A 15172-nucleotide genomic window follows, 5' to 3' on the forward strand; every position below is an offset into this window, starting at 1 on the left:
TGCCCCGCCCAAGCGTGGCGGGGGGAAGTCCTAGCGGAACACCACGGTCTTGTTGCGGTTCAGCAGGATGCGGTGTTCGACATGGCTGCGCACGGCGCGTGACAGCACCAGCGATTCGATGTCGCTGCCGACCTGGGTCAGGTCCTGTGCGGTCATCGTGTGGTCCACGCGCTCGATGTCCTGGTCGATGATCGGGCCTTCGTCCAGGTCCGAGGTCACGAAGTGGGCGGTGGCGCCGATGATCTTCACGCCGCGCGCATGCGCCTGGTGGTACGGGCGCGCACCCTTGAAGCTGGGCAGGAAGCTGTGGTGGATGTTGATGGCGCGGCCATTCAGCGCGCGGCACATGTCGGCCGACAGGATCTGCATGTAGCGGGCCAGCACCACCAGGTCGATGCTGTACTGGTCCACCAGCGCCAGCACGTCCTGCTCTTGCTGCGCCTTGGTTTCGGGCGTGACGGGCAGGTGGTGGAACGGAATGCCATACGAGGCAGCCAGGCTGGCGTAGTCGTTGTGGTTGGACACGATGGCCGCCACTTCGGCATGCAGCTGGCCGCTGTGCACGCGGAACAGCAGATCGTTCAGGCAGTGGCCCTGCTTGCTGACCATGATCAGCAGGCGTTCCTTGCGGCGGGCGTCATGCAGTTGCAGGTCCATGCCGTACTCGGCCGACACTTCGTCCAGGCGGGCGCGCAGGGCCTCGGGGGCCACGCCCACGGGCAGGTCGAAGTGCACCCGCAGGAAGAAGCGGCCGGTTTCCTCGTCGCCGAACTGCTGCGAATCCAGGATGTTGCAACCCAATTCGAACAACAGGCCGCTGACGCGAAAGACGATGCCGGTGCGGTCGGGGCAGGACAGGGTCAGGATGTAGTCGTTGTGCTGCATGGCTGAGAGGAAAAAGAAAAGGAATGAGGGGGCCTCGGCGCTTGCCCATCGGGCAGTCAGCGCGCGACGCAGAGATTCACAATCTGGCCAGGGTCTCTTCGGCCAGGGCCAGGCTGGACGTCAGGCCTGGCGATTCTATGCCGAACAGGTTCACCAGGCCGGGCACGCCATGCACGGCGGGGCCGGCGATGACGAAATCGGCGGCCGGTTCGTGCGGGCCGGAAATCTTGGGGCGGATGCCGGTATAGCCCGGCGTCAGGGCATCGTCGGGTAGCGCCGGCCAGTAGCTGCGCACGGCGGCGTAGAACACGTCGGCGCGGGCCGGATCGATGGTGTAGTCCTCGGTGCCGACCCATTCGGTGTCGGGGCCGAACTTGGCCTGGCCGCCCATGTCCAGCGTCAGGTGCACGCCCAGGCCGGCGTGCTGCGGCACCGGGTAGATCAGGCGCGAGAACGGGGCGCGGCCAGCCAGCGTGAAATAGCTGCCCTTGCACAGGTAATCGGTGGGAATGGTGGCGGGCGGCACGCCGTCGATGCGGCGGGCCAGCGCCGGCGCCTGCAGGCCGGCCGAATTGATCAGCACGTTGCAGGTCAGGTTCATGGCGTCATCGCCGCCGAACTGCAATTCAAAGCCGCCTTCGGGGCGGACCCGACCGGACACCAGCGGCGTGTGGAACACGCATTGGGCGCCCGCGTTTTCGGCATCGCCCTGGAAGGCCAGCATCAGCGCGTGGCTGTCGACGATGCCGGTGGACGGCGACACCAGCGCGGCCGTGCATTGCAGCGCCGGTTCCAGCCGCATGGCGTCTTCGCCGGAAATGAATTGCAGGTCGTCCACGCCGTTGGCGCGGGCGCGCTGGGCAATGCCTTCGAGCTGGGTGGCCTGTTCGGCGGTAGTGGCGACGATCAGCTTGCCCAGGCGCCGGTGCGGAATGCCGCGTTCGGCGCAATAGGCGTACAGCAGGTGCTTGCCGCGCACGCACAGGCGGGCCTTCAGGCTGCCTGCCGGGTAGTAGATGCCCGCATGGATGACTTCGGAATTGCGCGAGCTGGTGCCGGTGCCGATGGCCTCGGTGGCTTCGGCCACCAGCACTTCGCGGCCGGACTGGGCCAGCGCGCGCGCGATGGCCAGGCCGACCACGCCGGCGCCGATCACCACGCAATCGATATCGGCGCTCATGGGGTCTTGCCGGCGCGGGCGCCGGCCGGGGTCAGGTCGAAACCGCCCGCATGGAACACCAGGGGCGGTTCGCCGCTGTGGCCGCAACGCTCGACTTCGCCGACCATGATGACGTGATCTCCTTCGACGTAGCGGCTGCGGTTGTGGCATTCGAACCAGGCGGCGCAGTGGCCGTCCAGCATCGGCGTGCCGCCCGGCGCATGGTGCACCGTCAGGCCGTTGTAGCGGTCGGGCGTCTTGCCGGTGGCAAAGCGCCGCGCCAGGGCGATCTGCTCGGCCCCCAGCACGTTGACCACGTAGCGCTGGCACTGCTCGAAGGCGGCCAGCGACGAGGAATTGCGCGACAGGCTCCAGAGCACCAGCGGCGGGTTCAGCGAAACCGAGTTGAACGAGCTGACCGTGAGCCCGATGGGCGCGCCATCGAGGTCGGAAGTGGTCACGACCGTGACGCCGGTGGCGTAGCGGCCCAGCGCGGTGCGAAAGAAAGCAGCGTCGAAATCAGGGGAGGAGGCGGGCATGCAGATAAGGGAGGGAGCGGGCGCCGCGCACGGCGCCCGGCGGCGTCAAGGCGACAGGCGTTCGATCTTCCAGCCTTGGCCGTCGGCGACATAGCGCAGGCGGTCGTGCAGGCGCGAGGGCCGGCCTTGCCAGAATTCCAGGGAAGTGGGCTTGAGGCGGTAACCGCCCCAGTGCGGCGGGCGCGGCGGCTGGTCGCCGTAGCGCTCGCGGAATTCCCGTTCGCGGGCTTCGAGCTCGGCGCGGGTGATCGGCTGGCTCTGGCGCGAGGCCCAGGCGCCGATGCGCGAGCCGGCCGGGCGGCTGTGGTAGTAGGCGTCCGATTCCTCGGCCGCGACCATTTCCACCACGCCCTCGATGCGCACCTGGCGTTCCAGCGGCTGCCAGAAGAACAGCAGGCAGGCGCGCGGCTCGGCGGCAAGGTCGGTGCCCTTGCGGGATTCGTAATTGGTGAAGAACGTGAAACCGTGCTCGTCGAACCCCTTGATGAGGACGATGCGCGCGCTGGGCTGGCCGTCGGCATCGACCGTGGCCAGGGTCATGGCGTTGGGCTCGGGGACCTTGGCGGCCAGGGCCTCGTCGAACCAGCGGGTGAATTGCTCGAACGGCGAGGCGGCGGCCTGGCTTTCCAGCAGCACGTTCTTGTCGTAGCTTTGACGCAGATCTGAGACAGACATGGGGCGTTTGATTCAGCGTTGATAACAAGCAGTTTATACCGCCGCTGGGATGCCCCCCTTATTGACCCCGCGCAGGGTCCGGGCAAGTTTCCTGTCCGCAGTAAGCCGATTCGGGTCGGTGGCCGCCCTAGGCGCCTTCGGGCAACGGCCGGCCGTCCTGTTCGAGGCGGCGGGCGATGGCGTCCAGGCGGGCGTCATGGATGCCGGCCGCGCGCAGCGCCTGGGCCGTCTGCACCACGTATTCGGTGCAGGGGCCGTAGCGGCCGGCGGCGCGGCGCACGATGGCCAGCAGCTCGGGTTCGGGCAGGGCGCGGATGTACGCCGGATTGGCGCGGTTCATGACAAATACCAGCGCTTTGACGGTGCCGGCCTCGGTGGTGCAGTTGAGCCAGCGGGGCAGGTAGGCGCCGGTGGACATCTCGCGGTCCCACAGGGCCGGGAAATACGTCGGCACCCGGCCGCCCGCCAGGCGGTAGACCACGCCGCGGCACGAGCCGCCGCGGTCCAGGCCGAACACCAGGCCAGGGCATTCGGGCGTGCCGCGGTTGACGCGCGACCACAGGCACAGCGCCCGGTGATGGCCGTGCAGGGTGGCGAGGCGACGCTCTTCGAAATCGAAATCGGGACGCCAGACCAGGGATCCGTACCCATAGACCCAGACGTCCTCGCCGGCCTGCCAATGTTGCAGCGCAGTGGCAAGCGACGCCTGGCGTTCTTCGGGCGTCCACAGGCGAAAGGGCAGGCTGGCGCCGGCAATGCCGGCGGCGGAAGGAGGGGACTGCGTGTTCACGACTACGGTTTCCGGTCAGACTCGAGCGGGGGGTTGCGATTGGCCCAGCCCCCGGCCATCAGGGCCACGGAATAGGCCCAGAACAGCGGGGCGACGCCGATGACCGCACCCAGCGCGCCGAAGGTCAGCGGCAGGGACACCTGCGAACCGTTGATCAGCGCCATCCGCAGGCCCACGGCTTCGGCGGCGCGGCCCGGCGGCGAATGCTGGTGCAGCAGTGAAAGCATACTCGGTTGGCAGCACCCCAGCGCAAGCCCCAGGATGAACGACAGCACGATCAGGATGCTAACGTCGGTGAACAGCGGGTAAAGCATGAAGTCGATGGCGGCGGTGGCCATCGCCACGCGCACCAGCGTCCAGGACCGCACGCGGCGCTGGATCAGCGGCAATACCAGGCGGATGATGAACGTTGCCGCCGCGAAGGACGCAAGAATGACGCCGATGGTGGTGGCGGATAGGCCGATCGCGATGCCGAAGATGGGCACCACGAACAGGTGGGTGTCCCAGGCGCCGGACAGGATGGTGTTGACCATCAGGATGCGGCGCAGCGCCGGCACGGCCAATAGCTCCGTCACGCGGCGGCGCTGGGCTTCCTTGGCGCCGGCCAGCAGCGAATCGACCGCCTTCAATTGGTGACGCAAGGTGTACAGCCCGGCCGCCGACAGCAGCGGACCCAGCGTCAGCAGGCCGAAGGCCAGCCGGGTGCCCAGGTGGTCGATCGCCAGGCCGGCGATCAGCGGCCCCGAAAACCCCGATCCCGCCAGGGCCAGCGACATGTACGAGAAATTGCGCAGGCGCTGCGTGGGTTCGGCGTGACCCAGCAGGTCCTGGGTGGCCACCTGGTGCAGCATGAAGCCGATGCCGATGGAACAGGACGCGATGAGCAGCGCGAACTGGGTCTGCGACACGAAGGGTAGCGCGGTGCCGATCACCACCAGCGTGGTGCCGGTGACCAGCGGGCGCACGATGCCGACCCGGTCGACCCAGCGTCCGGCGCGCACCGAAAACAGCATCGGCAGCACGGCGAACACGGCGATCAGCGTGCCCACCTTGAAGGTGGACAGGCCCATCTGCAGCGCCGTCAGGGATACGGTGATCCGTCCCCCTGTGAGCGCCACGTGATTCAGCATGGCCAGCACGCACAACAGCGCCGCCCCGGAAAACTCCGGGGCGGCGTGATTTGAAGAGGGGGAAGGGGGCGAAGTAGGCACGGATACGACTTAACTGCATTCATTCTGTGCCTATCGTCGCGCTATGTCGAGGCGCGGTTTTTTTGCACTGCGGCAATCGTGTTTCGGCAGTGGCGACAAGATAGGCGCCATCTATGGCCCAAGTCGGATAGGGTTGGGGCAAGATGGCGGCACGTTCGCCGCAAGGTCGGTTACACGGGTTGCATTAATGCGCTGCAACAGATGTATCGTTCACGCAACGGAACAATCATTCGATACGGCGGCCCAAGCCCGGCCCGCTTTACCGTTTTTCACCCTTTCGCCACAGATTGGGCATCCTTTTGGCGCAAACCAGCGTTTAGGATGTGCAGGCAGTCTGGGCAAGCGCCGCCAGCCCTATCCGTTTTTAGTTATTCGAGTGGCGGGCCATGCCCCCGCCGCCCCATCCGAACTGGTTCAATGAAAAAGCCTCGCAGCAAAGTCCAGCGCTACGTCCTCATCGCCGTTGTTCTCCTGATCATTGCCTATGGCGTCCGGGCCGTCTTTTTCTCGGCCCCGCCGCCACCCACTTTCGCCGTGGCCGAAGTCACGCGCGGCAACCTCGAAGACAGTGTGCTGGCCAGCGGCACGATGGACGCCATCGAACGCGTGAGCGTCGGCGCGCAGGCCACCGGCCAGCTCAAGTCGCTGAAGGTGGCGCTGGGCGACCGCGTCAAGAAGGGGCAGCTGGTCGCCGAGATCGACGACCTGACCCAGCAGAACGAACTGCGCAATGCCCAGGCCGCCTTGCAGACCCGCCGGGCCGAGCGCGCCGCCAAGGTCGCCACCCTGAAGCAGGCCGAACTGGCCTTCCGCCGGCAACGCCAGATGCTGGCGGCCGACGCCAGCTCGCGCGAGGCCTATGAAACCGCCGAGGCCACGCTGGGCGTGACCCGCGCCGACATCTCGTCGCTGGACGCGCAGATCGTGCAGGCCGAAATCCAGGTGGACACGGCCAAGGTCAACCTGGGCTACACCCGCATCGTCTCGCCCATCGACGGCATCGTGGTCGCCGTGGTCACCAAGGAAGGCCAGACGGTGAACTCGTTCCAGAGCGCGCCGACCATCATCAAGGTCGCCCAGGTGGCCACCATGACCATCAAGGCGCAGATCTCCGAAGCCGACGTGACCCGGGTCAAGCCCGGCCTGCCGGTGTACTTCACCATCCTGGGCGAACCCGACCAGCGCTACCAGGCCACCCTGCGCGCGGTGGAACCGGCGCCCGAATCGATCCAGAAAGACGACGCCACCGCGTCCCTGACCTCGTCCGGCTCCAATTCCACCAGCGCCGCGGTGTACTACAACGGCCTGTTCGACGTGCCCAACCCCGAAGAAAAGCTGCGCATCTCCATGACGGCGCAGGTGTCCATCGTGCTGGGCGAGGCCCGCGACGCGGTGGTGGTGCCGGCCTCGGCCCTGGGCAAGCGTGGCGAAGACGGCCGCTATGCCGTGCGGGTGGTCGGCAAGAACAACCAGACCGAGACCCGCCAGGTCAAGATCGGCATGAACAACAACGTGCAGGCGCAGGTGCTGGAAGGCCTGGAAGCGGGCGAACGCGTGGTGTCGGCCGACGCCGCGCCGGTGGCCGCCGCAGGACGCTGAGATGGCCGGACCGCTTATTTCGCTGGCCGGGGTCCGCCGCGAGTTTCCCGCGGGCGAGCAGACCATCGCCGTGCTCAAGGACATCAACCTGACCATCGAGGCCGGGGAAATGGTGGCCATCGTCGGCGCGTCGGGCTCGGGCAAGTCGACCCTGATGAACATCCTGGGCTGCCTGGACCGCCCCACTAGCGGCGACTACCGCGTGGACGGCCGCAGCACCGGCGAGCTGGACCCGGACGAACTGGCCGAACTGCGCCGCGAACACTTCGGCTTCATTTTCCAGCGCTATCACCTGCTGTCCGACCTGACGGCGCAGGGCAACGTCGAGGTGCCGGCCGTCTATGCCGGCAAGCGCCGCGAGGCCCGCCTGGAACGCGCCGCCGAACTGCTGCGGCGCCTGGGCCTGGGCGACCGCACCGGCCACCGCCCCGGGCAACTGTCGGGCGGCCAGCAGCAGCGCGTGAGTATTGCGCGCGCGCTGATGAACGGCGGCGACATCATCCTGGCGGACGAACCGACTGGCGCGCTGGACACGCACACGGGCCAGGAAGTGCTGCGCATCCTGGAAGAACTGAACGCGGCCGGCCACACCATCATCCTGGTCACGCACGACATGAACGTGGCGCGCCATGCGCAACGCATCATCGAGATCAGCGACGGCGAGATCGTGTCGGACAAGCGCAACCCCGATGCGCCGCGCGTGCTGGCCGAGCGCGAGGACGCCGCGCCGCTGCCGCCGCGGCCGAGCTGGCAGGCCTACCTGGACCGCTGCGGCGAGGCCCTGCGCATGGCGCTGCTGGCCATGAACGCGCACCGCCTGCGCACCTCGCTGACCATGCTGGGCATCATCATCGGCATCGCCGCGGTGGTGTCGGTGGTGGCGCTGGGCGAGGGCTCGCGCCAGAAGATCCTGGAAGACATCAGCGAGATCGGCACCAATACGGTCGAGGTGTTTCCGGGCAAGGACTTCGGCGACGAAAAGGCCGTCAACATCCGCACGCTGGTGCCGGCCGACGCCGATGCGCTGGCCCGCGAGTCGTACGTGGACAGCGTGACGCCGGAAGTCTCCACCAGCAGCACGCTGCGCTATCGCAACGTGGCGGTGAACGGTTCGATCCAGGGCGTGGGCGAGCAATATTTCCGGGTCCGCAACGTCAAGCTGGCGCAGGGCAAGTTCTTCGACGCCACCAGCGTGGCCCGCCGCGCGCAGGAAGTGGTGATCGACGAAAGCACCCGCAAGGCGCTGTTCGGCTCGCACACCGATGCCATCGGCCAGATCGTGTTCCTGGGCGCGATGCCGGCCCGCGTGATCGGCGTGACCAAGAAGAACGACACGGTCTTCGGCAACAACGAAACGCTGAACGTCTGGATTCCCTACACCACGGCGCTGTCGCGCGTGCTGGGCCAGCAGCATTTGAAAAGCATCACGGTGCGCGTGAATGATGCGTCGCCGCCGGCCGCGGCCGAGCAGGCGATCACCCGGGTGCTGCTGCGCCGCCACGTGGTGAAGGATTTCTTCGTGTTCAACACGGACGCGATCCGCAAGACGATCGAACGCACGACGGCGACGATGACGCTGCTGGTGTCGCTGATTGCGCTGATTTCGCTGATGGTGGGCGGCATCGGGGTGATGAACATCATGCTGGTGTCAGTCACCGAGCGCACCCGGGAAATCGGGGTGCGGATGGCGGTGGGCGCGCGCCGCAGCGACATCATGCAGCAGTTCCTGATCGAGGCGGTGCTGGTGTGCCTGATCGGCGGGGCGGTGGGTATCGCGCTGTCGCTGGGCCTGGGCGTGCTGGTGGCCAAAGCCACGGGCGGCTCGTTCCGCATGATCTATTCGACGGCGTCGATGGTGGCGGCATTCACGTGCTCGACGCTGATCGGCGTGCTGTTCGGCTATTTACCGGCGCGCAATGCGGCGCGCCTGGATCCCGTCGAGGCCTTGGCCCGGGAATGAGGACGATGAAAGCAGTTTCCCTGATCTACAAACCCGCCGCGCTGGCCTTGGCGCTGGCCCTGTCGGGCTGCGGCGGCCTGCTCAAGACCGAGTACCAGGCGCCCGAGACGCGCGCCCCGGCGGCCTGGACCTATGCGTCCGATGCGGCAGCCCCGATGGCGCCGGCCGCGGCGCTGGCGGAGGGCGGGGCGTGGTGGCGCAATTTCAATGACCCGGTGTTGAATGGACTGGTCGAAGGCGCGCTGGCGCGCAACAACGACCTGGCCGCCGCGGCGATCCGGGTACGCCGGGCGCAATACCAGGCGGGCCTGGCCGAAGACCAGCTGATTCCGCAGCTGACGGGCAACGCCAGCGTGACCCGCTCACGCAATTTCTACGGCGACCGCGCAATCACGCGCACGAACGGCACGGAGCTGTCGATCGGCTACGAGGTGGACCTGTGGGGCAAGCTGTCGCGCCAGCGCGATGCGGCCGACTGGGAAGCGCTGGCGAGCGAGCAGGACCGCCAGAGTTCGGCGCTGTCGCTGGTGGGCACGACGGCGACGCTGTATTGGCAGACGGCGTTCATCAATCAACGCATTGCGAGCAGCCTGGAAAGCATTGCGTATGCACGCCGGACGCAGGACCTGGTGCGGGCACAATATGCGGCGGGCGGGGCGTCGGCGCTGGAGATGGCGGAAGCGGAGCAGACGGTGGCGAGCCAGCAGGCGGCGCACGCGCTGCTGGTGCAGCAACATGTGGAATACGTGAATGCGCTGACGATCCTGTTCGATAGCCCGCCGGACCGCACGATGGCGGACCCGCCGCGGCTACCCCAATATCCGTTGCCGGAGGCGCGGGCAGGCGTGCCGGCGGAGCTGCTGGGACGCCGTCCGGATCTGCGCGCGGCGGAACTTCGTCTGCGCGAGGCGCTGTCGAATGTGGACGCGGCGCGGGCAAGCTTCTATCCGACGCTGACGCTGACGGGATCGCTGGGAACGAGCAGCCCGACGCTGTCGAACATTCTGCAAAATCCGGTGGGGGCGCTGACGACGGCGGTGACGCTGCCATTCTTGCAGTGGAACCGGCTGGGACTGAATCTGAAGATTTCTCGGACGGAGTTCGATGAACGGGTCGTGACGTTCAGGCAATCTCTTTATCAGGCGATGGCGGATGTGGAAAATGCGTTGTCCAATCGGACGCAGCTGCGGGTGCAGGGGGAGCAGCTCGAGGCCTCGTTGAAGGCGGCTCGGGAGGCTGAGCGGCTGTACGAAGTCCGGTATCGGGCGGGGTCGGTGTCGTTGCGGTTTTGGTTGGATGCGCAGGAGAAGCGGCGGGTGGCGGAGATTGCTCGGGATGAGAATGTGTTGAATCGGTTGGTTAATCAGGTGAAGGTTTATCAGGCGCTTGGAGGGGATGATTCTGTTGCTGCTACGAATGTGGAGTAGGTTGTCTACTTTTGTGGTGTTTGGTTTGCTGGTGGCGGGGAGTTCTTCGTAGGTCGCCCGTCGCGGGGGTGGCTTGCGGAGTGGGCGCCCACGATTGCGGTCCGGAGCCTTCGCTCCGGACTTCCCCTTCGTCATCTTCGTCCGGACCTTCGGTCCCTCCTTCAGATTCCCTCGGGCGCATCGAGGTTGCCCACTCCGCAAGCCACCCCCGCGCCGGGCTACGCGTGTCTCGGTTCGTTGCGCTGCTAGACCTGTGTGCGGGGAATGGAATTTGCAGGGTCGCCAAGCCGCGGCCGCGCGGGCGGCCACGTTTGGCATTGCGTTTCTAGAAAGTGTTGCGGGGGCGCTTCGCGCTGATGGAAATAGGTTTTCTATTGGGTCCCACATCGTGGGGGTGGGGCGGTGATGGGCGGCGCGGCAGGGTCCTGCTTGCGCATGCAGACCGTCTCGCGCGCCGCCCATCGGGCGCTGGAAACTTTGTTGGAATCCACGGCATCCGCGCCGCTCGAAGACCGGTGCCAATTGGACGTCAATTCAATAGGCGGTCAAAATCGAACGGTCATCGCAAGCGCGAGAGCGGCATCGGTTTACGCAAGACGGCGCGTAAGCCTCGTAAGGCCGCCCGCGCGGCCGGCACGAGGCGGGCACCGACCCACCCCGCCAACCCCCCTCCGATGGTGGCTAGCATGCCAAGCACACACCTCGCCCCAGGGCCCGTCGTTAATCCTCATCAAGAGCGCGTGGCGGGGTGGGTGTGGGGTGGGCGGGGCGTTAGATGCGCCCGACGGAATCCGAAGGCAGTCGCCGGAGGCGACAACGAGGATGAGGAAGGGGCAGTCCGGAGCGAAGGCTCCGGACCGCAATCGTAGCCCCGCCCACCCCACACCCACCCCGTCACGCGCGCCTTAAGAACCAACACCCCGCGCCATATAAAATACGTCCCATGAACCCCCAAGACGAAATCGACCTCGACCGCCGCTTCTCCAGCCTGTCCCGCCTATACGGTCCCTCCGCTCCGAAACGTTTTCAAGACGCTCACATTGCCGTTGCCGGCCTGGGCGGCGTGGGCTCGTGGACCGTGGAAGCGCTTGCTCGTTGCGGCATCGGGGCGTTGACGCTGATTGATCTGGACCATATTGCGGAGTCCAACGTCAATCGGCAGATTCATGCGCTGACCGATACCGTGGGGCAGTCCAAAGTGGATGCCATGGCCGAGCGGGTGTCGGGGATCAATCCGGCTTGCCGGTTGACGCGGGTGGATGACTTTGTGTCGCCTGAGAATGTCGGCGAGGTCTTGCCTGGGCCCTATACCGTCATCATTGACTGTACCGATCAGGCGGCGGCCAAGATTGCGATGATCTTGCATGCGCGGGCGTTGGGTGTGCCCATGTTGCTGTGTGGCGGGGCGGGGGGCAAGACGGACCCGCTGGCGTTGCGGGCGGGGGATCTGTCGGCGGCGGTCAATGATGCCTTGCTGTCCAAGTTGCGCAACAAGCTGCGGCGCGAGCATGGGTTTCCCCGGGCGTCGGACAAGAACGGCAAGGCCTTGAAGCGGGTGCCCAAGATGGGGGTGCATGCGCTGTGGTTCGATCAGCCGGCGATCTTGCCGGATGAGTGGACGCGGGCCGGCGAGATGGACGACGACATGGGGGTGGCCGCGCAAGCGGCTGCGCCGCAGGGGTTGTCTTGTGCGGGGTATGGGTCTGTCGTGACCGTGACGGCCGCCATGGGGATGGCGGCGGCCAATGAGGCCTTGCGCCTGGCGTTGGGCTGATTGGCGGCGCCAGTGGGCGCCGCCTTGGGCATGGGATGGATCGGCTGTCTTGCTACAGCGCTACGAACACCATGCCATCTTCGATTCTGACGGGGTAGGTCGCCAGGTTGTCGCGTAGCGGCGAACAGAGGGCGCGGCCGTCTCTGACGTCGAAGCGGCCCTGGTGCAGCGGGCATTCGATTTCGTGGCCGGTCAGGAAGCCGTCGCACAGGCGGGCGTTGCCGTGGGTACAGAGGTTGGCGGTGGCGTAGACGCTGCCTTCGACACCGTAGAGCGCGATTTCGTGGTCGCCGGCTTGCACGGCGATCACGTCTTCATCGGGTACGTCGGCCAGCGGGATGGCTTTGATCCATTGGGTTGTCATGGCGGGTCTGTTCTGTCAGATGGGATAGATCAACGAATTCGGGATCAGCTCGCTGTCGAAGATGCACAGTCTTGATTCGAATTTCAGGCCATCCGGGGTCTGGCGGATGACGTCCAGGTAGCGGCCTACGTTGTAGACGGTGGTGAGCTGGTTGGGCTTGGTGCGAAAGACGGCGTAGTTGGCTTCCGATTCGATACGTTCGCCGGCGACCGACAGGACGCGGGGGGCGCCGACCACGTGGCGCTGGTAGTAGGGGTCGTGGAAGATGGTGTCGGTGGCGCCGTAGATGCGGTCGCGCAGCATGCCGCGGCTTTCGAAGGACATCGTGGCCAGGGGGTAGCCGCGTTCGTGGTTTTCGCGGGGCAGCACTTTGTAGGTGCAGTCTTCCAGGAAGAAGTCGGGCCACCGGTCCCATTGTTCGGCGTCCAGCACAGCGGCGTAGTCGGTGTACAGCCGGGTCAGCGCGTAGTACAGCGGAAATTCCAGCATCATCAGGCCTCCCCTTCCATCACGCGGCGCCAGTAGGCGTACATGCCGCGGATCAGCGTTTCGGTCACCATGTGGTCGGTGTTCTCGGCGGTCTTGCCGCCCAGTTCGGCCACGCTGCGGTGCCAGGGCTTTTGCTGGAAGCCGGACTGCGAAAACTCGATCACCTCGCCGTCGTCCGCCGATACGAAACCGGCGGGGCCGAACAGGTTGGCCTGGCGCAGGCGGCGCTGGGTCATCTCGGGCGTGTCGTCGGCGAAGCCGAAGTGCGTCCAGACGAAATCGAAGGCGTCGTGGCCGACGGGCTGGATGTGGCGGGTCGACAGCGAATTGACCTGCTGCTGGATGATGACGCTGGGAAACAGCGTCATCAGCACCGCCGTGGGGCCGTTCCACCAGGGTTCGGGCACGATGTCCAGGAAGCGGTCGTCGTTCAGCGACATCTGTTCCTTGAAGCTGGATACGCCGCTGGTGACGCTGCCCTTGCCGCCCTGGCCGCGCGTCGAGATCATGGCGGCGTGGCGGAAGTGGCGGTCCATTTTCAGTTCGGAGCGGTTGTCGGCCCGCCACAGGCCGAAGGTGACGAACCAGGTGTGGAGCAGGCCGGGGTGGTAGGGGTCCTTGATGTTCTCCTGCATCAGCTTCCAGTTGCCGGGAATGCGCTGGCGGCTGTAGCCGTGGATCACCAGTTGGCGGCCGTCGAAGACGCGGTCGAAGTAGTGCAGGATGTCGGGGCCCAGGTAGTCTTCCAGCGGCTCGACGTCGTGGTCGAACGAGGCGAAGACGACGCCGTTGCGACAGGCCACGGCCAGTTTGGTCAGGCCGTGTTCCTCGGGTTTGAAATCCGGCGGCATGCCGCCGTTGACGCGGCCGTCCTGTTTGACGCCGCGGCGAAAGGGCACGCCGATCAGGTTGCCCTGCAGGTCGTAGTTCCACTGATGGTAGGGACAGACGAATTCGCTGCGGTTGCCCGAGCGTTCGCGGCAGAACTGCACGCCGCGGTGCGCACAGACGTTTTCCACCACCCGCACCTGACCGTCGTTGTCGCGCAGCAGGATGACGGACCGCTCGCCCACGGCCGTGCGCTTGAAGTCGCCGGGGTGGGGGATTTCGGCTTCCAGGCCCACGTAGCTCCAGTGGCCTTGGTAGAAGAAGCGGTCCAGTTCCTTTTGGTGTACGGCGGCGTCGGTGTAGACGCCGAAGGGAATGCGGTGGGTGCCGTCGGCCGGCCAGGCTTGCATGGTTTGTCTCCTTCATCCGTGGCCGCCGTGCGGCCGGGCAGGGGCCGCGCGACATGGGCGCGGCGTTTGTTGCATCTTCGGCCAGGGCGTGGAATAAATAAATAGAATCTGGATGATGACAACAATCACCAAAATCAATATTGGTGGAGACAAGCGCATGAACCTGCAAGACATGGACCTGAACCTCCTGGTCGTCTTCAATGAACTGTGCAAGCACGGCCGGGTGTCGGCAGTGGCGCGCAACCTGGGCATTTCGCAGCCGGGGGTCAGCAATGCGCTGGGCCGGCTGCGCAAGCTGCTGGGCGACGAGCTGTTCCTGCGGACTTCGCGCGGCATGGTGCCCACGCCGTATGCCGAGGCGCTGGCGCAGCCCATTGCCGATGCGTTGGGGGCGCTGCACGGCACGCTGAATGCGCGTGCCTTGTTCGACCCGGCACAGAGCGAGCGGGCCTTCGTCATTGGCGTGAACGACGTGGGCGAAACCTATTTCCTGCCGCGGCTGATGCGGGCGCTGGATGGCGCGGCGCCGGGCGTCACCATCCGCACCGTGCGCACGACGTCGATCGACGTGAAGGACGAGATGGAGCGCGGGCGGATCGACCTGGCGATGGGCTTTCTGCCGGGTTTGAAGCAAGGCTTCTTTCAGCGTCGGCTGTTTCGCCAGCCCTATGTGTGCATTTTCCGGCAGGACCATCCGCTGGCGCGCGGCGGCGTGTCGGCCAAGCAGTTTCGCGCCGCCGAGCACGTGGGCATCGTGTCCGAAGGCACCGGCCACGGCGTGGTGGACCAGGTGATCGAACGGGCGGGCATCCGCCGCCGCCTGCGGCTGACGGTGCCGCATTTCATGGCGGTGGGGCCGGTGCTGCAGGCTACCGACATGATCGCGGTGGTGCCGCAGCGCTTTGCCGATTGCGCCTGTAAGCCCTTCGGCCTGGCCACCGCGCCCTGTCCGGTGAAGATTCCGGAGTCCGTCATCAACGTCTTCTGGCACGCGCGCAACCACCGCGAGCCGGCCAATCAATGGCTGCGGCAGGTGGTGGTGGAGCAGTTCGCGGACTAGCG

At 66.4% G+C, this 15172-nt stretch carries 14 protein-coding genes; 5 read left to right on the plus strand and 9 right to left on the minus strand.

From position 1 onward, the window contains the following. Positions 1–30 precede the first annotated feature (30 nt). From purU to U858_RS0108565, 6 genes are all read right to left on the minus strand, one after another. Complete coding sequence (gene purU / locus U858_RS0108540; RefSeq protein ID WP_025136752.1) at positions 31–885, minus strand: formyltetrahydrofolate deformylase; 855 nt, start codon at positions 883–885, stop codon at positions 31–33. 76 nt (positions 886–961) lie between these two features. Beyond that, the gene (locus U858_RS0108545; RefSeq protein WP_025136753.1) at positions 962–2065 is read right to left on the minus strand and encodes an NAD(P)/FAD-dependent oxidoreductase; all 1104 of its coding nucleotides are present in this window, start codon (positions 2063–2065) and stop codon (positions 962–964) included. Then, entirely contained in the window at positions 2062–2583 is a 522-nt protein-coding gene (locus tag U858_RS0108550; RefSeq protein ID WP_025136754.1) for a flavin reductase family protein, read from the minus strand. Before U858_RS0108550 ends, U858_RS0108545 begins: the two co-directional genes overlap by 4 nt. A gap of 45 nt (positions 2584–2628) precedes the next feature. After that, complete coding sequence (pdxH, locus tag U858_RS0108555; RefSeq protein WP_025136755.1) at positions 2629–3258, minus strand: pyridoxamine 5'-phosphate oxidase; 630 nt, start codon at positions 3256–3258, stop codon at positions 2629–2631. A 127-nt stretch (positions 3259–3385) separates the two neighbouring features. Further along, the gene (locus U858_RS0108560) at positions 3386–4048 is read right to left on the minus strand and encodes a gamma-glutamylcyclotransferase (RefSeq protein ID WP_025136756.1); all 663 of its coding nucleotides are present in this window, start codon (positions 4046–4048) and stop codon (positions 3386–3388) included. 2 nt (positions 4049–4050) lie between these two features. Next, positions 4051–5259: an MFS transporter gene (locus tag U858_RS0108565; RefSeq protein WP_025136757.1), complete on the minus strand. Its 1209-nt coding sequence runs from the start codon at positions 5257–5259 to the stop codon at positions 4051–4053. A gap of 417 nt (positions 5260–5676) precedes the next feature. On the opposite strand from U858_RS0108565, the gene U858_RS0108570 reads away from it, so the two are divergent. The 4 genes from U858_RS0108570 to U858_RS0108585 all read left to right on the plus strand — a co-directional run bounded on the left by U858_RS0108570 (position 5677) and on the right by U858_RS0108585 (position 12019). Further along, positions 5677–6858: an efflux RND transporter periplasmic adaptor subunit gene (locus tag U858_RS0108570; protein WP_025136758.1), complete on the plus strand. Its 1182-nt coding sequence runs from the start codon at positions 5677–5679 to the stop codon at positions 6856–6858. A gap of 1 nt (position 6859) precedes the next feature. Beyond that, positions 6860–8818: a MacB family efflux pump subunit gene (locus U858_RS0108575; protein ID WP_025136759.1), complete on the plus strand. Its 1959-nt coding sequence runs from the start codon at positions 6860–6862 to the stop codon at positions 8816–8818. A gap of 5 nt (positions 8819–8823) precedes the next feature. Continuing rightward, positions 8824–10245, plus strand: coding sequence for an efflux transporter outer membrane subunit (locus U858_RS0108580; protein ID WP_025136760.1), 1422 nt, complete (start codon positions 8824–8826; stop codon positions 10243–10245). 943 nt (positions 10246–11188) lie between these two features. Continuing rightward, positions 11189–12019: a ThiF family adenylyltransferase gene (locus tag U858_RS0108585; RefSeq protein WP_025136761.1), complete on the plus strand. Its 831-nt coding sequence runs from the start codon at positions 11189–11191 to the stop codon at positions 12017–12019. A gap of 52 nt (positions 12020–12071) precedes the next feature. Here the strand turns inward: U858_RS0108585 and U858_RS0108590 are convergent, their stop codons facing one another. The 3 genes from U858_RS0108590 to U858_RS0108600 are packed head-to-tail and all read right to left on the minus strand — an operon-like array spanning position 12072 to position 14110. After that, complete coding sequence (locus U858_RS0108590) at positions 12072–12383, minus strand: non-heme iron oxygenase ferredoxin subunit (protein ID WP_025136762.1); 312 nt, start codon at positions 12381–12383, stop codon at positions 12072–12074. A 15-nt stretch (positions 12384–12398) separates the two neighbouring features. Then, positions 12399–12872, minus strand: a complete 474-nt coding sequence (locus tag U858_RS0108595) for an aromatic-ring-hydroxylating dioxygenase subunit beta (protein ID WP_025136763.1) — start codon at positions 12870–12872, stop codon at positions 12399–12401. Between the two features lie 2 nt (positions 12873–12874). Continuing rightward, on the minus strand, positions 12875–14110 hold the full coding sequence (locus U858_RS0108600; protein ID WP_025136764.1) for an aromatic ring-hydroxylating dioxygenase subunit alpha: 1236 nt from the start codon (positions 14108–14110) through the stop codon (positions 12875–12877). A 157-nt stretch (positions 14111–14267) separates the two neighbouring features. On the opposite strand from U858_RS0108600, the gene U858_RS0108605 reads away from it, so the two are divergent. After that, the gene (locus U858_RS0108605) at positions 14268–15170 is read left to right on the plus strand and encodes a LysR family transcriptional regulator (protein ID WP_025136765.1); all 903 of its coding nucleotides are present in this window, start codon (positions 14268–14270) and stop codon (positions 15168–15170) included. Positions 15171–15172: the final 2 nt, after the last annotated feature.

It is taken from the genome of Achromobacter sp. DH1f, from assembly GCF_000633435.1.
Classification (GTDB): Bacteria; Pseudomonadota; Gammaproteobacteria; order Burkholderiales; family Burkholderiaceae_B; genus Achromobacter; species Achromobacter deleyi.

Coding starts and splice junctions, on each gene's coding strand:
- U858_RS0108575 (WP_025136759.1), top strand. CDS start 6,860: ATGGCCGGACCGCTTATTTCGCTGGCCGGGGTCCGCCGCGAGTTTCCC.
- U858_RS0108600 (WP_025136764.1), bottom strand. CDS start 14,110: ATGCAAGCCTGGCCGGCCGACGGCACCCACCGCATTCCCTTCGGCGTC.
- U858_RS0108570 (WP_025136758.1), top strand. CDS start 5,677: ATGAAAAAGCCTCGCAGCAAAGTCCAGCGCTACGTCCTCATCGCCGTT.
- U858_RS0108585 (WP_025136761.1), top strand. CDS start 11,189: ATGAACCCCCAAGACGAAATCGACCTCGACCGCCGCTTCTCCAGCCTG.
- U858_RS0108580 (WP_025136760.1), top strand. CDS start 8,824: ATGAAAGCAGTTTCCCTGATCTACAAACCCGCCGCGCTGGCCTTGGCG.
- U858_RS0108545 (WP_025136753.1), bottom strand. CDS start 2,065: ATGAGCGCCGATATCGATTGCGTGGTGATCGGCGCCGGCGTGGTCGGC.
- U858_RS0108590 (WP_025136762.1), bottom strand. CDS start 12,383: ATGACAACCCAATGGATCAAAGCCATCCCGCTGGCCGACGTACCCGAT.
- pdxH (WP_025136755.1), bottom strand. CDS start 3,258: ATGTCTGTCTCAGATCTGCGTCAAAGCTACGACAAGAACGTGCTGCTG.
- U858_RS0108605 (WP_025136765.1), top strand. CDS start 14,268: ATGAACCTGCAAGACATGGACCTGAACCTCCTGGTCGTCTTCAATGAA.
- U858_RS0108550 (WP_025136754.1), bottom strand. CDS start 2,583: ATGCCCGCCTCCTCCCCTGATTTCGACGCTGCTTTCTTTCGCACCGCG.
- purU (WP_025136752.1), bottom strand. CDS start 885: ATGCAGCACAACGACTACATCCTGACCCTGTCCTGCCCCGACCGCACC.
- U858_RS0108595 (WP_025136763.1), bottom strand. CDS start 12,872: ATGCTGGAATTTCCGCTGTACTACGCGCTGACCCGGCTGTACACCGAC.